Below are 17669 nucleotides of genomic sequence, written 5' to 3'. Positions count from 1 at the left end.
ATTAATATGCCGCTTTATTGACGAAGCCTTTAAACACCGTCAGAAAAACGATTTTGATATCGAACCACACGCTCCATTCACGAATGTATTCGAGGTCAAACTCTACCCGTTTTTCCATTTTTTCCAGCGTATCGGTTTCACCACGCCAGCCGTTGATTTGCGCCCAACCGGTAATGCCTGGCTTCACCTTATGGCGCAACATGTACCCTTCTATCAACTGACGATACTGTTCGTTATGCGCCACCGCATGTGGACGCGGCCCGACAATAGACATCCCTCCTGTCAGCACATTTATAAACTGTGGTAATTCATCCAGAGACGTCCGCCGCAGGAAGTTACCCACGCGGGTCACACGCGGATCGTTTTGTGTGGCCTGGGTAACCACCGCGTCGTTCTCCATCACTTTCATGGAGCGAAATTTCCAGACTTTGATCGGCTTCCCGTCCATGCCATAGCGGGTCTGACGAAAAATTACCGGCCCCTTTGAGGTCAGCTTCACCATCAGCGCAATGGCGCATAGCACAGGAGAAATTAGCAGCAGGATTAACGATGCAAGGACGATATCCTCCGCGCGCTTCAGCAGACGATTAATCCCCGAGAGCGGCGTGTCATACAGCGGCACCACCGGAACGCCATTCATTTCTTCAATCCGTGAATGCAGAATGTTGAAGGTAAAAACATCAGGAATCAGGAGCACTGAACAGGTGGTATCAGCCAGTTCGCGTACCAGTTTTTTTACCCGCGCCCCATCGCTCATCGACATAGCGATATAGACGTTATGAATGCGTGAAGCTTTGGCATCATCCACCAGTTGCTGCAGATTTCCCGCCCAATCCCGGGCGTTTTTCCCCGGTATGGGGTCGTGATAAACACCCGCGACCTCAAACCCCAACCACGGCTCATGGCGAAAGCTGTCCAGCAGCACCTGTCCGGCAGGAAGATCCCCTGCTACCGCTACCCGACGTGTGTTATAACCACGATTTCGCAACCATCCCGCCCCGTAGCGAATAAACGCACGGCACAGCACCAGGCCAATACTTGACAGCAGATACCATGCCAGCCAGAGAGCAAACCGGTTATCAAAATCGTTATTAAAGGCAATCAGACCCGCGCAAAAAATCAGACTCAGCGTCCAGTTTTGCAGCAGCAGCACCAACTCAGTTGAAATTTTCACTCCGCGCCAGGAGCGGTAAAAATCCGTTATCCCGCCCAGCATCTGAAAAACGACCAGCGTGATTAACGCCACCAGCAGGTGCATATACAGGAAAGGCAAACCGCTCAGTTCGCAGACTATCCATAATCCACCAAACATGATGGTGATATCTGAAAAGCGTTGCACCATCGATATTAACGACGCATTGGTTTTGGCTCGTTCGCGCTTTTTTAGATGTGTCATCGTGGTTCCTGTTAGTCGCCACTTGCCCTTATCGGGCAAGGGAAATACCAGCATTACTGATTCAGCAATGCCAGGAGAGTGCGCGTTCGCACGTTCAGGCGGACATCACCAACTGACCCGTAACAAATATCACAAGTGGTAACGCGGATTATTTGGCTCATGTTATCTCCTTCTTCAGGCAATAGTTAGCCCAGGCCTGATTGCCTAAATAAATAACAAAGTCCAGTCTCTGTTATTTTATTTCATAAAAGTTCGCAGAGAGTCAGTTAACAGAAAAGAATAATAGATTTCTATATATGCTCATGATGTGTGCCAAATCTTACAATATCATCTTCTTCAAGGTAGACTCCAGAGCGGACTTCAATCATCTCCAGCGGAACCTTTCCTGGGTTTTCAAGACAATGAATAGTGCCCTGAGGAATATACACTGATTGATTTTCACTTAATAATTGGACCTCATCACAGATCGTGACCTTTGCCGTTCCCGCAACAATAATCCAGTGTTCAGCGCGATGATGGTGCATACGTAATGCAAAGCCCTGACCGGGTTTCACGGTTATCCTTTTAACCTGATAACGTTCACCTTCATCAATAGAATCATATTTTCCCCAGGGTCTAAAAACTTCACGATGAATATGATGTTCCGAGCGACCATCCGCCTGAATTTGTGCAACGATTTTTTTTACATCTTGTACATCCGTTTTATTTGCGATTAATACTGCATCTTTAGTCTGGACGACGATAAGATCTTTTACGCCGACGGTTGCTACCAATCCCGACTCGGCGTAGACATAACTGTTCTCTGTATTATGGTCAATGACATCGCCATGATAAACATTGCCCTCGTGGTTACGATCGCTGATTTCCCAAAGTGATGACCATGAACCCACATCGCTCCAGCCAACGTTCATCGGCAGGACTACAGCATCCGTGGTTTTCTCCATTACAGCATAGTCGATCGATTCCTCTGGGCAAGCCTGGAAATCGTCCCGACTGACACGGATAAAATCATTGTCCAGTTCAGCGTTATCCATCGCTACCAAGCAGGCCTGTAGAATATCCGGGCGATATTTTTCAAGCTCTTCAAGATAGCGTCGGGCCTGGAATAAAAACATACCGCTATTCCAGTAATATTCACCAGCAGAGATATATTTTTCGGCTGTTTCAAGGTCAGGTTTTTCCACAAAAGCATCAACATTGAAAGCAACAGAATCAACTTGAATCTGGGTACTACTGACTTCACCGCGTCGAATATAACCGTACCCTGTTTCCGGTGTATCCGGGACGATACCAAATGTTACCAGCTTGCCATTTTCGGCTAACGGAATGGCTGAGGTCACTGCATCGTGGAAGTATTTATTTTCTTCGATAATATGATCAGCTGCCAGGACCAGCAACAACGGGTTATGATCGGAATTATTGTTACATGCTGCGATTGCTGCCAGTGCGATTGCTGGTGCGGTATTCCGGGCTTGTGGCTCAAGAATAATATTCCCCGTTAGCTGATCGATTTCTTGCAATTGTTCAGCAACAATAAATCGATGCTTTTCATTACATATTACCAGCGGTGGTGAACAATCCAGTCCATCAAGACGACAAATTGTCGATTGCAACATTGTATTTTGCCCATCCAGACACAAGAACTGCTTTGGATATAATGTTCTGGATAATGGCCACAGACGGCTACCGGAACCACCGGCAATAATTACCGGATGAATGTTATTCTGACTCATAAGTCAACCCTTCAAATGATTAATAAATTGATTTAAGACATTATCTTTTTCAAGTGCAGACTCTGCATATGAACGTGCAATCATATTGTATTCAGGCATAGTGATTGCCTCCGTAATACCGGCCACAAGCATCTCAACTGATTCTGGCTCAATACAGATCGCAATACCGGGATGTTTCTGACAAAGCTGCCCCAGTTCGGTGTGTATCTCTGCTGTAATCACGGCATTTCCCCCGACCGCCAATATATTCGTTAACTTCGAAGGAAGAACCGCATCTGCAGCGCCACGTCTTTGGATGACTAAATGGCAATCTGCCAACCTTAATAACGCTGGCAACATTTCGTATGGTTGCAGGGGGTAGAACTTAACATTCGTTAGGGCTCGTTCCTTGACCATTTGTTCCATCCTGGATTTTCCCCCTCCCTGACCCACAATAACGTATATCCATGGTTTATCCTGAGTCTGGCTTGCAGCCTCAACGATATTTTCAACGCCTTGTTTCTCACCAATATTGCCGGAATAAAGAATAATTTTTTTATCGGTTGGCAAATCAAATCGCTGACGAATTTGCGCTATATCAGCACTATCCACCTTGCTAAATCTTTCCACTTCGGACCAGTTCGGGAAAAAGATAATTTTTTCTGCAGCAACGCCTTTCTCCTGCGCTTTTTGCATCATAGAGCGGGAGATCGTGGAAACATTATCCACATTCAACAAACTGCTACGCTCAAATGCTTTGGCTATGCGCGCAATCATTGTGGAATTTCCGGTTGCCGCCAATCCCAGCCCCAACATCGCATCAACTTCATAGTCCTGAATATGCAGCACGGTGCGAGAGCCAGACAGTTTTGCCAGCAAACGCATCCCTGGTGTACAGAATAGCGTGGGTACCACGCCGATAATGTATTCAGGCTTCCACCGATACTGAGCCAATAGGGGAAAAAAACTGCTCAGGGCAAAACTGCCCAAATGTAGCAGCCGCTTTAACGTTGAAGGTTGAGTTGGTACATATAATGGACAGCGCCAGACAGTGGTGACACCAACTTCCCGACGATAGCGCCAGGAAGAATAAGGTTCGCCGACTTGCCACTGTGGATAATAAGGAGGCGCCGTAACCACCCGAACCTCATGCCCCTGGCTCGCCATCCACTCCACCATCTCTCCCGTGTATTTACCAATTCCGGTCAATTCGGGCGAGTAATTGATGCCATAAACCAGAATTCTCATATCCCGGGCACCCGATCTTTCGTCGCTGGGTTGAAATATGCCTGCGTATTCTTATGCACATTCCCATCGGCAATCAGCTCATCTGTTTTAGCCCAACGCCAGGTATCATGCTGTTTTGACGGCAACATTGATGTACTGGTATTAATCTTCAGTCGAAAACCCAGCACCACATAATGCGTTGTAAATGAAGAACCAGAAAAATTATCCTCATAAAAGTGCTGCCAGACACCAAAAAACTGACCGTGTGTTATGGGAAACTGCTGGCCTAATTCTTCTTCCGTCAAACGCATAAATGCTTGTTCCAGCGTTTCATCTTTTAATACTCTACCGCCGGGCACAAACCAATATCCTTGAGCAGGCCTGTTAGTTCTTTTCCCAACTAAAAACTCCCCAAACTCATTCTCAATGATAAAGTCCAGAGAGATCAGCGGCGTCGTGCGCACCGCAATAGCGAAGTCTTCATTATTGAGAAACATTACTCACCCCGATACCGCTGCTGATTATCAAGGAACCAGCGATAAGTATTAACCAATCCCTGTTCAAGTCCTATTTCATGATGCCAGCCGAGTCTTCTCAGGCGACTGACATCAAGCAGTTTTCGTGGTGTCCCATCAGGTTTAGAAGCATCAAAAATAATATCACCGCGAAAACCAACAACTTTTGCAATGGCGTTGGATAGTTCGCGAATAGTGCAATCTTCCCCCGTGCCTACATTGACATGAGAAAGCATTGGCTCTGTATTTTCCTGCCAAACCTCATTGTCTAGCTCCATAACATGGATGCTTGCTGCCGCCATATCATCAACATGCAAAAATTCACGCATGGGTTTTCCACTGCCCCAAACTTCAACATACTTGTCATCCCGTTGGGTGGCTTCATGAAAACGACGCAATAGCGCAGGAATCACATGGGAATTATCTTTATGGAAATTGTCGTTAGGCCCATACAGGTTCGTCGGCATCACGGAACGGTAATCCCGGCGATGCTGCCGGTTATAGGACTCACACAGTTTTATCCCTGCAATTTTAGCGATGGCATAGGGCTCATTTGTCGGCTCCAGCGATCCCTGCAACAACTCGCTCTCTTTGATTGGTTGCTGCGCAAACTTAGGATAAATACATGATGAGCCTAAAAATAATAGCTTCTCGACATTTGAATTATGAGCCGCATGAAGGATATTACTTTCCATCATCATGTTTTCATAAATGAAATCAGATGGATAATTATTATTAGCCATAATCCCGCCAACTTTTGCCGCGGCAAGATAAACCTGGTCAATATGTTCACTGGTAAAGAAATCATTAACTGCCGTTGTGTCTAATAAATTGAGCTGCTCACGGTTACGGATGATTAACTCTACATCTTCACGTTGTGCGAGTTGTCGGTAAATAGCAGAGCCCACCATGCCCCGATGTCCCGCAATATAAACACGTTTCTTCTGCATCATCATTAGCTCTCCAGTGCAATAACAACATCGTAACCATGGGACTTCAGCAGTGAATGTTTCTTCGCTGCTTCCAGATCGTGAGCAACCATTTCAGAAACCATCTGGCGCAGTGTGATCTCTGGTTTCCAGCCCAGTTTTTCGTGTGCCTTTGTCGGATCGCCCAACAGCGTTTCAACCTCTGCAGGACGGAAATAGCGCGGGTCGACGGCGATCATCACATCCCCCGGTTTCACCCCTGGCGCATCATGCCCAGTCACCGAAACCACAATGCCTTTTTCATTCACGCCCTCACCTTCAAAGCGCAGCTTAATACCGAGTTGGGCAGCGGCCATTTCCACAAACTGACGGACGGAATACTGCACGCCAGTGGCGATCACGAAATCTTCCGGCTGCTCCTGCTGCAGCATCATCCACTGCATCCTGACGTAGTCTTTGGCATGTCCCCAGTCACGCAACGAATCCATATTGCCGAGGTACAGACAGGACTCCAGGCCCTGGGCGATGTTGGCAATTGCACGGGTAATTTTGCGTGTGACGAAGGTTTCGCCACGACGCGGAGATTCATGGTTAAACAGAATGCCGTTACAGGCATACATGCCATAAGATTCGCGGTAATTGACGGTGATCCAGTAGGCATACAGTTTGGCGACGGCATAGGGCGATCGCGGATAGAACGGCGTCGTTTCTTTCTGTGGGATCTCCTGAACCAGACCGTACAGTTCAGAGGTGGAGGCCTGATAGAAACGGGTTTTCTTTTCCAGACCCAGGAAGCGAATCGCTTCCAGCAGACGCAGCGTGCCGATCCCATCAACATCAGCAGTATATTCTGGTGAATCAAACGACACCGCCACGTGGCTCATTGCACCCAGGTTATAGACTTCATCCGGCTGAACCTCTTGCAAAATGCGGGTCAGATTAGAGGAGTCCGTCAAATCGCCATAATGCAGATGGAATTTGGGATTACCCGCATGTGGTTCATGGTAAATATGGTCTACCCGTTCGGTATTAAATGACGAAGCCCGGCGCTTAATACCATGAACTTCATAACCTTTTTCCAGCAGAAACTCTGCCAGGTAAGAACCATCCTGCCCGGTTACGCCAGTAATGAGAGCGACTTTTGACATGTTATTACCTCTTAAAATTTCCCTTCAGGGAGTAACGTTCTCGACGCGTTTACGCGTAACTACTGCGGGGTTACCCCGACATATGGCATTGGCCGGCAACGATTTAAAAACGCTGCTGCGTGCACCCACGACGGTGCCGTCGCCAATCGTCACGCCAGGCGCGACAAAAACATCTGTCGCCAGCCAGCATTTCTCGCCAATCACAATTGGCGTGGCGCTAATATCAAAGTGTTGGCTGGCATAATCATGACTTCCGGTGCATAAATAGCTTTTCTGCGAAATAACCGTATGAGCCCCAATCGTAATATTACCCAGCGTATATAAAACCGTGTCATCCCCCACCCAGGCGTAATCCCCCAGTGTCAATTTCCACGGATAAGTAATTTTTACTGAAGGCCGAATAACTACGTTTTTTCCTATTTTTGCGCCAAATATCCTTAATAAAAAAGCACGCCAGCGGTACATCACCTGTGGTGACCAGTGAAATAATGTTGCTTGTACCGCCCACCATAATTGCACTTTAATTGCACCGCCGCCGCGAAAACCTTTCGGCACCGCGAAGCCGTTTAAGTCCTGCATAGTGTGACCTTACGTTTTACCATATAAGTGTTTTGTCTTAGCGGTTGTACGCAGACGTATGTATTCAGAAAATTCAGCCCAAAAACCGGGCATACGCAATATTTGACGTTGGACTCTTTTGGCATCCCGACACAATTCCAGATTATTCGTAGTCGATATGCCCCCCATGGAAAACTCCGACACTAAACCAGTCAGTTTTTTAAAAGCGAACCCGGACTTGTATAATTTTGCTGCCAGCGCATAATCCGATGATATTTTATATTGCAAATCATAATGCCAGGTTTGCAGCCCCGTCAGCGGAAAAAATATTGCCTGATGACTGGCTGGCAAACTGTGGTAGATATACCAACCCGGTTTAGCCCGGCGCGTCATTTTTTTACCATTACCAAAATCCAGCAAAGCATCGCCAATCACCATCGCTTTATCACTCTGCGTTTTTAACTGGCGGATAAAATGTGCAGAATCGGCATGCAGAATATCGCCAGAGTTGAGAAAGAGTGCAAAACGCCCGCGCGCCATAGCGATACCTTTGTTCATTGCATCGTAGAGACCGTTATCAGGCTCGCTGACAAAACGTAACTGGTGCTCTCCATTGAGATTCTCCAGGAACGCCGGCGTACCGTCTGTAGACCCCCCATCGATAACAATCCACTCAAAACTGATATCGCTCACCTGCGCAAGATGCACCAGTGACGCATGGGTTTTGACGATCCCGTCCAGATTGCGAAAAGCGACGGTGATAATACTCAGCAGCATGTAAATTACCTCGCGATATTCAGCGCCTTGCGCAAAATAAACGGACATACGATTAAAAATGCGTATTCCGGACTAAATACTGAACCGGTGAAAAACAACGACAACGGTGTAAAAAGATAAAGCTGCACCCGATAATTCTGATTATCACCAAACGCATTCATCATCATTTTCGTTACTTTCCCCATGTACCACAGGGATAATATTACGGCGAACCACGAAAAATAGATAATTAACAGATACAAACCATTGTCTATCGTTTTACCTACATCTGCACCGTTAAAGATTCCGAATGATGCAACATATTCATAAAGTGAGCCAAATCTCACTACACCGTCGACATTCAGTAATGAATATCCAACCATGACCAACGGTCCTACTATGCGATAATAAGATGAAGAGCCTTCAGTACCTAAATCACCAAGACGCGTCGCGATGTAGGGGAAGGCAAATATCACGCCCACCATAAACACACTCAGTGAGATAATCGCCAAGGGTAACTTCTTTTTTATCGCATCCTTATTCAGATACTGAAATGCCCACTCCAGCAGGTAAAACAAAATAAATGTCATTACCCCTGAAAACGATCCTGACAATATCACCCCTGTCAGAATCATAGCATCGGTCCTGGGCGTTTTGATACCAAACTGTTTGATGCTGAGCCAAATTGAGATTAACGCCAGAGCGAAAAATGCAGGTTCAAAATAGAGTGCAGTGGTACGTTTTCCACCAAATTTAATAAAGTTCAGCACATAGCTATTGCTGTAAATAAGATATTTCGAAATAGCTTCCATTATACTGCTACCACCGCTGAGAATGATCTGTGTCATTTCAACGGCCGCCAGACCGACCACTAACCCCACCACCAGCCAGAATAAACGCAAAATCTTAGGATAGTTATGTGGCGAAATGGTTTTGAAGCGAATGCTCCACACCATGCCAATAATGATCACGGTATAGATAAACAACATGGCGGATGTTACATACTTGCTGGCATCCAGCGATTGGCCAAACAGGTAGTTAAACACCGTCAGCCCCCCACCCACTCCCAACGCAATCAACAGCTTTTTAATATTGATACGGTCGACAAACAGCAGTAGCAACAGCGGTAAAAAAGTGACAACGGTGACAGGGAAACTTTCACCCAGTTGCGCAAGCTTGACGTTAACCAGCAGATACAGCAGCGGCAACACCAGATAGCTACAGACCCTGATAGTACGAGACATATTCCTCCAGCATCTGTTGTCCGCTGTATGCTGTCCGGCTCTGCTGGCTAAAGGTAGCCAGCGTGGTGTCAAATACCGCCTGTGCAATTTCTGATTTTTTCAGTTGTACCAGATGCAGAACATCCGCTTCACTGAATGTTTTGCCGCCTGATTTTGCCAGCACTTCCTGTGCCGCCTCACTGTGCGTGGCGATAACCGGTACACCGATAGAAAGCGCTTCGCACAAGATTAGCGGATAGTTATCAACCCGCGAACTGAACACCAGCCCATCCATCTGATTTAGCGACCCCAGCAAGGTTCGTTTGTCACTTTCAAACCCATGGTTGATGACGTTTGCTCCGGCAAACGGGGAAAACTTACCGAAGGTATGCAGCTCTATTTTGTCACCGAGCGCGATAAGCGCCTGAACCAGTTGCTGGCTGGTTTTGCCGTCATAGCGCAAATCGTGGGCCACCACGGCAATTTTCGGTCTGCCCGGTGGCTCATGCTGAACCGGCAAGTCAGCAAGAATCGCTTCCGTCGCCACATCGATACCGTTATTGATGATGTGACAACACCCGGCACCGTACAGGCTGTTAAATGCTTCCGCCACATGTTGACTGGGCGAGATAAACTGGCAGCCAAGCGCCAGCATCGTGCGAAACATTTGACGTTTTCCGGGCAGTTGCTGATGTGCTTTATCAACGTTAACCGGGGGATAGTTGCTTAACGTTGGGCATTTCTGGCAACCCGTTTTCCAGCCTTCGCAGCCATCGGTAAAGGCGCAACGTCCGGTAACACTCCAGTGATCGTGCAACGTCCACACAAAGGTGATATCGGGCTTATGTGTCTTCACCTTTTGGCAAAACGCCACTACCTCTTCGAGGTTCAGCCAGTAACTATGCAGCACATGGAAATGCAGAACCAGCGGGCCCGCGGTGCGGATGATTGTGCGATACATACTGTCGAGGTTGCCAAACAGATCGCGGTTTGCGAGGCGAAACAGCGCAATATTCGCCGCCGACGTCAAACGCGGCGCATGTTTAATCACGTGCGGATAATTCCCGTGACTGGCGCTTCTCTTGCCTCCTTTGCCATAACCGTATACAAACCGCGACGCCCATCCTTTTTCCAGCGCGCGCAGGTGTAAATCCAGCGCTACCCCTGCCGCCCCGCCTTCGGCAAGTCGAACATTAAATTGCAGAATATTCATGGCATTACCTTTGCTCTCACATGTTGACCCAGCATACTTAACGTCCTCGCAGACCGTCAGCCAGACGCTTACCGTTACGGATGGAAAGCAACGTCAGCAATGTGCGCCAGTTCATCCGCTTGTTACGGATCTGATAAAGGGTAAACAGCTGATATTTTTTACTCGCCCGGTCAAATTTACCTTTGTGCTTGCGATAGAACTGGAAGTAACCGGAGAACTTATGTGGGGATGAAGTAATGCGCATCTCGCCGTGATTCACATGCAGGATCTGCGTCGCCTCTTTTACCTTCCAGGGTTTACCGTAGGCCACCACCATGCGCAGAAAAATGTCATAATCCTGCGCGGCTTTTAACGTCGTATCAAACAGGCATGCTTTGAAACGCCAGGCCCAGCTAAAGACCTGATTACCAATGATATTGCGTTTATAAAATCGGCGGCGTGAGTACATCGATTTTGGATACAGCGGCAGACTGGCTGGCTGTGAATAAACCTCACCTTCACAGACATAATCATCAGCGTATAGAAAAGCATGCGTTACCAGTTGATGACGAGACTGAAGGAATGAGCTCAGGCGATTCGGCGTCCACTCATCGTCATCATCAATCCCCGTAATGTACTGCCCACTGGCCTGCATGATGGCCTGATTGCGTACCGCGCACGCGCCGGAGTTCATCTCGTTATGCGTATAGCTCACGCGTGGATCGTTTAACGCCTCAACAAACTGTTGCAGTTGCTCATACTCGGCAGAGCAATCATCGACAATGATCATTTCCCAGTGGCTATAGTCCTGGCGCAGCACCGATTTAATCGCCCGGATAGCCAACTGCTGGCGGTTCCAGGTGGGCATATAAATAGAAATTAGCGGGTTGTCTGTCGTCATTTTTTTGTCCCAGATAAAGTTGCCAGATGGCGCTACGCTTATCAGGCCTACATTCGATATGCGTTGCTGTTAGTTATCTATTTCGAATCCGACGTGTATTCGTATTCGTAGTAACCGTAATCCTGATACCCGCTGGCGCGCCGGAAAATGGAGTTGAGGATCACCCCTTTCACCTGAATTCCGTTTTGCCCGAAACGACTCAGACTGGTTTCCACCTCTTTCAGCGTGTTGACCGCGTAACGCGCCACCATCAGCGTGGTTCCGACGTGACGACCAACGATAGCCGCATCGGTCACGGCCAGTATTGGCGGCGTATCGATCAGCACCAGGTCATAGTTCGCACTGGCCCAGGTCATCAGCTCGCCAAAGCGTTCGCTCATCAGCAGTTCTGAAGGATTAGGGGGAACCTGCCCGCGAGGGACCAGGTCAAAATGTGCAATTGAAGTCGGTTTTGCGCAGGAGAGAATGTCCCCCTTGCCGCTAAGGATCTCAGACAGACCGTTGACGTTATTGGTCCCGAGCAGCTCATGGGTATAGCCTTTACGCATATCACAGTCGATTAGCAGCACGCGCTTGTCGGTCTGACTGATAACCGCAGCCAGGTTGGCACAGACAAACGTTTTGCCGATCGACGGGCTGACCCCGGTCAGCATCAGCACATTATTACGTGATTGCATCATGGCGAAGTGCAGGCTGGTACGCAGGCTGCGCACCGCTTCTATTGCCAGGTCAGTCGGATTACCCACCGCCAACAACTGGCTCTGCTTATAGCGCTTAACGCCTTTAATGGTCTGCACGTTATCACGGGCTTTTTGCCATTCTGACAGGGGAATGCTGGCATACACGCTGATGCCGTGCTCTTCAAGCACCTGCGGGCTTTCAATACCGCGATTGAACAGCGACCGCAGCAGCACGCCAACCACTGAAAGCATCAAGCCAAGAAGGATACTGCCGAGAATAATCAGCGCCGTTTTCGGTTTCAGGACACCGGGCTGGGCAATGGCGGGATCGACAATGCGCACATCGCCAACCGTACTGGCTTCCGTGATCTTCAGCTCCTGCTGTTTATTCAGCAGTTGCATATAGACCTGCTGGCCGGACTCCACGTCACGCGTCAGGCGGACAATTTCCTGCTGCGTTTTCGGCATCGCCGTCACACGCCCGTTCAGCTTGTTTTTTTCATCTTCCAGCGCCTGGCGTTTTTCCAGCAACGTGCGGTACGCCGGGTGCGCTTTGGTGAACAGTTTGGAGATTTCAGCTTCTTTAAAGGTCAGTTCATTTAACTGAGCATCAATATTAACCATCGAGTCCAGCACCGCTTTGGCCTCCAGCGGTAAATCGACGGAGTCTTTATCCTGACGAAATGCATTCAGCTTGTTTTCGGCAACGTCCAGACGGTTGCGCACCTCCGGTAATTGTTTTGCCAGAAACGCCAGGCTTTTAGCGGCCTCTTCAGATTTACGCTCCACGTTTTGTTGCAGATAGTTGCGGGTAATACTGTCGAGGATCTGGCGGATTTTTTCACGATCTTCCCCCGTAAAAGTCAGACTCAGCACCCCGGTATCTTTACCTGTTTCCGTCACCATCAGGTTATTTTGCAGATTGTTGATCGTGCCAAGCGTAGAGAACTTACTGACGGTAAATTCGCTACCCGGACTGGCATGAATCGCCTCAACCATCATCGTTACACCGTCATGGTTCAGTAACTGCCCAACCTGACCACGCGCGCTAAAACCGCCGTCACTCATCAGTTGATAACTTTTGTCGTTCAGTACGCTCAACGTGAAGGTCTGTTCATTCATTGACGTTGGCAAGGTGAAAGTCGTCATATTGACCGTTTCATTCTGGCGGCCCATCAGACGGTCCCAGCCGGCACCAAAAAGAGGAAATGAATCTTTGGTGACGGAAATATCCAGATTGAGATCGGCTACCGTTTTGCCCAATACCCGTCGTGACTGAATAAGCTGAATTTCCGCTTCAGAAGCAGGTGGCTTGTTGGATAACGCCGAGCCAATATCCTGGACTAACGAGCTGCCGGTGTTTTGCTCAATTTGTACCAGCGCATCGGCACTGTAGATCGGCGTGGCAAACAGGGTGTAGACCGCCGCACACAGCGCAAATGCGGCGGTTATGCCCAGTACCCACCAACGTGCTTCGGCTACGGTCCCTACCAGACGTCCGATATCGATTTCATCGTTGCCTGTTACTGACGTTGCAGACTGTTTTTCTTTTTCTGTCATTGTTTTCCCTGCTCCGTATTCAGTGCCTGAGCCCATTGGCGGGCAGACCGTTCAAGTAAGGCGTACACCGCGTCAAACGCGTCACGACTTTTACGATACGGATCGGGAATTTCGCGTTCGCTGTCCCAATGGCCGAACAACATCACTTTGCCACGCATCTCCGGTACCATTTCACACAACGCCGTAATATGACGTTTTTCCATGGTCAGGATCAGGTCAGACTCCCGGCAAATTCGTCCCGAGATCTGCCGCGCACAATGATTCTCCAGTGACAGGTTATGTGCCTGCGCCACGCTGATGGCGCATGGATCGGCACCCTTACCTACCAGCGCGCCGAGGCCAGCGGAAGACACCGTCAACGCCGGATGGAATTGCCTTAACAAGCGCTCTGCCGTTGGAGAGCGGCAAATGTTCCCCACGCAGACAACTAAGATTTTGTTAAACATGGCGATTACCAGTTGTGAAGGTCGCTGGCCGTGTCCGTCATATAACGAACACCGCTAATGGTCGGCAGCAACTGATTGATCAAACGGTTCCAGCGAGCAACCGGCGCGGTCGTGACATACACCACATCGTAAGGCTGAAGTCGGAAAGAAGTCGCCATCACCAGCGATGTCGCATCAGACATATCAAGCTGGTAGATATTGGCTATCTTGCCGTTATGCCCACCCTCGCCTTTTAATGGACGAATAACAAAGATGCCGCTGGCATTGGAGGTGGTCAGGTCAATGCCCTCCGCATTACCCAGCGCTTCGGTGAGTGTCATACCGCTGAAGTCCATCTTGAGGGTGCTCTGTTTTTTCACTTCCCCCATCACGAACACTTTCAGGTCGTCATTACGTGGAACAAACAGGATGTCACCAGGATAGAGCAGGCGGTTCTGGCTCAGGTCGCCATTTTGCATCAGCGCTTGCAGTGAAATGCGTTGCTCCTGGCCTTTATGCGTCAGTACAACGTTGCGCCAGTCTGCCGCTTCGGTAAGACCGCCTGCAGCGTTAATGGCATCGAGAATGGTAAGCGGCACGTTGGTGATGGCCTGCTGGCCGGATTTGTTCACCTGCCCGGAGACGTAAGCCTTCTGCGAGCGGAAAGCGGCGATATTAACGTCCACCTGCGGGTCTGCGATGTACTTCGCTAAGCGCCCGGTAATATCACTACGAATTTCTGCCAACGTTTTCCCCACCACGCTAACTTTGCCAATGTAGGGATAAAACATGGTGCCGTCAGGTTGCACCCAGTTACCCGTATCGCTTGAGCTACGATACTGTCCCGCAGGCGTGGTGAGTTCGGGATGATCCCAGACGGTGACATTCAGGACATCGCCGGGTCCGACCCGGTACTGGTACCCGGAGATCTCCTGATCCAGCGACATATTAGGTTGAGCAACATTCGGTCGCGGACGCAATTGTTCAACCAGTCTTGGGGTAAGCGGATAAACATTCACCATCCGGTTGATATCAAAATCGGCATCCTGCTGCTTAATCACATCTTTGCCCATGGTAGACATATTGCTGCCCGGAAGTACGGTACAACCGTTGATCAATATTACCGACACCAATACTGGTATCAATTTAAGTTTGGATTTCATCATTGATTATTTATCACTTTGGCAGAGTAATTATCACGTGCGCTTTAAATAGCCATTACGCCTGTTTGCATTTACCTTGCCGTTAATTGAATAGAAATTTAACTGGCATCAGTCCTAAAAAAATGAATTCATCTGCAGTCTCTTGACAGAATAATTTAGGTTTATCATCAGGCGACCAGGCACGCTACCGCCCCTGGCTTTATTAGCTACCAATGCACTGATTAATTTATATTTTTCCCATCCTCGCAGTTATCATCATATTCATAGCGCCTACCCATCAGTAATAGCATGGTGCGATACTGGCAACATATTTCTCTTTTGATTATTACGGGAAGAATTGTTGCAGCTAACCGAATAGCAGGCAAGATAACAAGCCCTGAAACGTAGCCTTTTAAGATTAATATTAAGCGTGAGACATATATATTTTTAGGATTTTATTGATGTTGACAATGTTAATATATAAATATCCAGCCTGCGATATTTCCTAAATATAACTGCATAAATAAAGCCATTTCTTGCAGTTACCCTCAGACTATTCTCTCGCCCCTGTCCTGATATAAAGGGCAGAGAAATCCCTTCTCGCCATTGCATTTTTCGTCGGTTTTACCCATGATCGAATTGTGACAATTGTCATATAACTATGGGTATAGCATTTACTATGGAATGGATTGCCGATCCGTCAATCTGGGCCGGGCTCGTCACGCTAATCGTGATAGAACTCGTTCTTGGCATTGATAATCTTGTTTTTATTGCCATCCTCGCGGAGAAACTTCCGCCATCGCAGCGGGATAAAGCGCGTATTACCGGGCTACTATTGGCAATGGTTATGCGCCTGCTGCTGCTGGCGTCAATATCATGGCTGGTGACGCTGACCACACCGCTGTTCAGCATTCGGGACTTCAGCTTCAGTGCCCGTGACCTGATCATGCTATTTGGCGGCTTCTTCCTGCTGTTCAAAGCGACGATGGAGCTTAACGAAAGGCTGGAAGGCAAAGACAGCGACAATCCCACCCAACGTCGGGGTGCGAAATTTTGGGGCGTGGTCGCGCAAATTGTGGTACTGGATGCCATTTTCTCTCTGGACTCGGTGATCACCGCTGTTGGTATGGTTGATCATCTGGCGGTCATGATGGCGGCGGTGATTATTGCCATCAGCCTGATGATGCTGGCCAGTAAATCATTGACCCGCTTTGTTAACAGCCACCCAACTATTGTTATTCTGTGCCTGAGCTTTCTGCTGATGATTGGTTTCAGCCTGGTCGCGGAAGGCTTTGGTTTTCGCATACCGAAAGGCTATCTGTACGCGGCTATCGGCTTCTCGGTCATGATAGAAGCCCTGAACCAGTTGGCTATTTTTAACCGTCGTCGTTTCCTGTCGGCTAACCACACGTTACGCCAGCGTACCGCCGAGGCGGTGATGCGCCTGATAAGCGGTCAAAAAGAAGATGCCGAGCTGGATGCCGAAACTGCCGCCATGTTGGCGGATCATCATGAAGGCCAGATTTTTGCACCACAAGAACGGCGGATGATTGAGCGCGTACTGAACCTTAATCAGCGAACCGTCAGCAGCATCATGACGTCACGCCATGATATCGAGCATATTGATCTCAATGCACCGGAAACAGAAATTCGCACACTACTGGAGAAAAACCAGCATACGCGTCTGGTCGTAACCGGAGAAGATGAACAGGAAGAACTGCTCGGTGTGGTGCATGTGATTGACCTTCTGCAACAGTCGCTGCGTGGCGAACCGCTCGATTTGCGCGTCTTACTTCGCCAGCCGTTGGTATTCCCGGAAACCCTGCCGCTTCTTCCGGCGCTGGAGCAGTTCCGTAATGCCCGTACACACTTCGCTTTTGTGGCCGATGAGTTTGGTTCGGTGGAAGGAATTGTGACGCTGAGCGACGTGATGGAAACCATCGCGGGTAACTTGCCAAATGAAGTCGAAGAGATCGACGCTCGTCATGATATTCAGAAAAATGCCGATGGGTCGTGGACGGCAAACGGCCATATGCCGCTGGAAGACCTGGTGCAGTATGTCCCGCTCCCATTAGATGAGAAACGTGAGTATCACACCATTGCCGGGCTGTTAATGGAGTATTTGCAGCGTATCCCGAAAACCGGAGAGGAAGTACAGGTTGGCGACTATTTGCTGAAAACCTTGCAAGTAGAAAACCATCGAGTGCAGAAAGTCCAGTTGATACCACTGCGCAGTGAAGAAGAGATGGATTACGAGGTATAAGCAACATGCCGGATGGGGCTGAAGCCGCCATCCGGCACCAGG

General features: G+C 48.7%; 15 protein-coding genes. 1 reads left to right on the top strand and 14 read right to left on the bottom strand.

The features are described from left to right. Position 1: 1 nt before the first annotated feature. From wcaJ to OGX91_RS01930, 14 genes are all read right to left on the bottom strand, one after another. Positions 2-1396: an undecaprenyl-phosphate glucose phosphotransferase gene (gene wcaJ / locus OGX91_RS01995; RefSeq protein ID WP_149691688.1), complete on the bottom strand. Its 1395-nt coding sequence runs from the start codon at positions 1394-1396 to the stop codon at positions 2-4. 290 nt (positions 1397-1686) lie between these two features. After that, entirely contained in the window at positions 1687-3129 is a 1443-nt protein-coding gene (gene cpsB, locus OGX91_RS01990) for a mannose-1-phosphate guanyltransferase (protein ID WP_005128293.1), read from the bottom strand. 3 nt (positions 3130-3132) lie between these two features. Continuing rightward, positions 3133-4356 (bottom strand): WcaI family glycosyltransferase, encoded by a 1224-nt coding sequence (locus OGX91_RS01985; RefSeq protein ID WP_199947536.1) that lies wholly within the window; start codon positions 4354-4356, stop codon positions 3133-3135. Continuing rightward, complete coding sequence (locus OGX91_RS01980) at positions 4353-4832, bottom strand: GDP-mannose mannosyl hydrolase (RefSeq protein ID WP_199947537.1); 480 nt, start codon at positions 4830-4832, stop codon at positions 4353-4355. The genes OGX91_RS01985 and OGX91_RS01980 overlap by 4 nt, the downstream gene beginning before the upstream one ends. Further along, positions 4832-5800 carry a GDP-L-fucose synthase gene (gene fcl / locus OGX91_RS01975; RefSeq protein WP_005128296.1) on the bottom strand — a complete coding sequence of 323 codons (969 nt, stop codon included), beginning with the start codon at positions 5798-5800 and terminating at the stop codon, positions 4832-4834. Before fcl ends, OGX91_RS01980 begins: the two co-directional genes overlap by 1 nt. A gap of 5 nt (positions 5801-5805) precedes the next feature. Continuing rightward, complete coding sequence (gene gmd / locus OGX91_RS01970; RefSeq protein WP_199947538.1) at positions 5806-6927, bottom strand: GDP-mannose 4,6-dehydratase; 1122 nt, start codon at positions 6925-6927, stop codon at positions 5806-5808. 24 nt (positions 6928-6951) lie between these two features. Further along, positions 6952-7506 carry a colanic acid biosynthesis acetyltransferase WcaF gene (gene wcaF, locus OGX91_RS01965; protein WP_040231884.1) on the bottom strand — a complete coding sequence of 185 codons (555 nt, stop codon included), beginning with the start codon at positions 7504-7506 and terminating at the stop codon, positions 6952-6954. 9 nt (positions 7507-7515) lie between these two features. Next, positions 7516-8262, bottom strand: coding sequence for a colanic acid biosynthesis glycosyltransferase WcaE (wcaE, locus tag OGX91_RS01960; RefSeq protein ID WP_199947539.1), 747 nt, complete (start codon positions 8260-8262; stop codon positions 7516-7518). A gap of 5 nt (positions 8263-8267) precedes the next feature. Beyond that, a complete protein-coding gene (gene wcaD / locus OGX91_RS01955) occupies positions 8268-9485 on the bottom strand; it encodes a colanic acid polymerase WcaD (protein WP_040231882.1) in 1218 nt (405 codons plus the stop codon). Continuing rightward, positions 9460-10677 carry a colanic acid biosynthesis glycosyltransferase WcaC gene (gene wcaC, locus OGX91_RS01950; protein ID WP_005128311.1) on the bottom strand — a complete coding sequence of 406 codons (1218 nt, stop codon included), beginning with the start codon at positions 10675-10677 and terminating at the stop codon, positions 9460-9462. Before wcaC ends, wcaD begins: the two co-directional genes overlap by 26 nt. A 37-nt stretch (positions 10678-10714) precedes the next feature. After that, entirely contained in the window at positions 10715-11557 is an 843-nt protein-coding gene (gene wcaA, locus OGX91_RS01945) for a colanic acid biosynthesis glycosyltransferase WcaA (protein WP_005128312.1), read from the bottom strand. A 77-nt stretch (positions 11558-11634) separates the two neighbouring features. Beyond that, the gene (gene wzc / locus OGX91_RS01940; protein WP_199947540.1) at positions 11635-13797 is read right to left on the bottom strand and encodes a tyrosine-protein kinase Wzc; all 2163 of its coding nucleotides are present in this window, start codon (positions 13795-13797) and stop codon (positions 11635-11637) included. Beyond that, entirely contained in the window at positions 13794-14243 is a 450-nt protein-coding gene (gene wzb / locus OGX91_RS01935) for a low molecular weight protein-tyrosine-phosphatase Wzb (RefSeq protein WP_199947541.1), read from the bottom strand. The genes wzc and wzb overlap by 4 nt, the downstream gene beginning before the upstream one ends. Positions 14244-14248: 5 nt before the next feature. Further along, the gene (locus OGX91_RS01930; RefSeq protein ID WP_040231878.1) at positions 14249-15388 is read right to left on the bottom strand and encodes a polysaccharide export protein; all 1140 of its coding nucleotides are present in this window, start codon (positions 15386-15388) and stop codon (positions 14249-14251) included. Between the two features lie 655 nt (positions 15389-16043). Between OGX91_RS01930 and OGX91_RS01925 the strand changes: the two genes are divergently transcribed. Continuing rightward, positions 16044-17627 carry a TerC family protein gene (locus OGX91_RS01925; protein ID WP_040231876.1) on the top strand — a complete coding sequence of 528 codons (1584 nt, stop codon included), beginning with the start codon at positions 16044-16046 and terminating at the stop codon, positions 17625-17627. Positions 17628-17669 lie beyond the last annotated feature (42 nt).

This window comes from Citrobacter sp. Cpa228 (assembly GCF_030333085.1).
GTDB lineage: Bacteria > Pseudomonadota > Gammaproteobacteria > Enterobacterales > Enterobacteriaceae > Citrobacter > Citrobacter pasteurii.
This window is presented reverse-complemented; position numbering and strand designations above follow the sequence as displayed.

Excerpts from the sequence above, each read along its gene's own strand:
- cpsB (WP_005128293.1), bottom strand. The coding sequence starts at position 3,129 with ATGAGTCAGAATAACATTCATCCGGTAATTATTGCCGGTGGTTCCGGT.
- OGX91_RS01985 (WP_199947536.1), bottom strand. The coding sequence starts at position 4,356 with ATGAGAATTCTGGTTTATGGCATCAATTACTCGCCCGAATTGACCGGA.
- wcaJ (WP_149691688.1), bottom strand. The coding sequence starts at position 1,396 with ATGACACATCTAAAAAAGCGCGAACGAGCCAAAACCAATGCGTCGTTA.
- OGX91_RS01925 (WP_040231876.1), top strand. The coding sequence starts at position 16,044 with ATGGAATGGATTGCCGATCCGTCAATCTGGGCCGGGCTCGTCACGCTA.
- wzc (WP_199947540.1), bottom strand. The coding sequence starts at position 13,797 with ATGACAGAAAAAGAAAAACAGTCTGCAACGTCAGTAACAGGCAACGAT.
- fcl (WP_005128296.1), bottom strand. The coding sequence starts at position 5,800 with ATGCAGAAGAAACGTGTTTATATTGCGGGACATCGGGGCATGGTGGGC.
- OGX91_RS01930 (WP_040231878.1), bottom strand. The coding sequence starts at position 15,388 with ATGATGAAATCCAAACTTAAATTGATACCAGTATTGGTGTCGGTAATA.
- wzb (WP_199947541.1), bottom strand. The coding sequence starts at position 14,243 with ATGTTTAACAAAATCTTAGTTGTCTGCGTGGGGAACATTTGCCGCTCT.
- gmd (WP_199947538.1), bottom strand. The coding sequence starts at position 6,927 with ATGTCAAAAGTCGCTCTCATTACTGGCGTAACCGGGCAGGATGGTTCT.
- OGX91_RS01980 (WP_199947537.1), bottom strand. The coding sequence starts at position 4,832 with ATGTTTCTCAATAATGAAGACTTCGCTATTGCGGTGCGCACGACGCCG.
- wcaF (WP_040231884.1), bottom strand. The coding sequence starts at position 7,506 with ATGCAGGACTTAAACGGCTTCGCGGTGCCGAAAGGTTTTCGCGGCGGC.
- wcaE (WP_199947539.1), bottom strand. The coding sequence starts at position 8,262 with ATGCTGCTGAGTATTATCACCGTCGCTTTTCGCAATCTGGACGGGATC.
- wcaC (WP_005128311.1), bottom strand. The coding sequence starts at position 10,677 with ATGAATATTCTGCAATTTAATGTTCGACTTGCCGAAGGCGGGGCGGCA.
- wcaA (WP_005128312.1), bottom strand. The coding sequence starts at position 11,557 with ATGACGACAGACAACCCGCTAATTTCTATTTATATGCCCACCTGGAAC.
- wcaD (WP_040231882.1), bottom strand. The coding sequence starts at position 9,485 with ATGTCTCGTACTATCAGGGTCTGTAGCTATCTGGTGTTGCCGCTGCTG.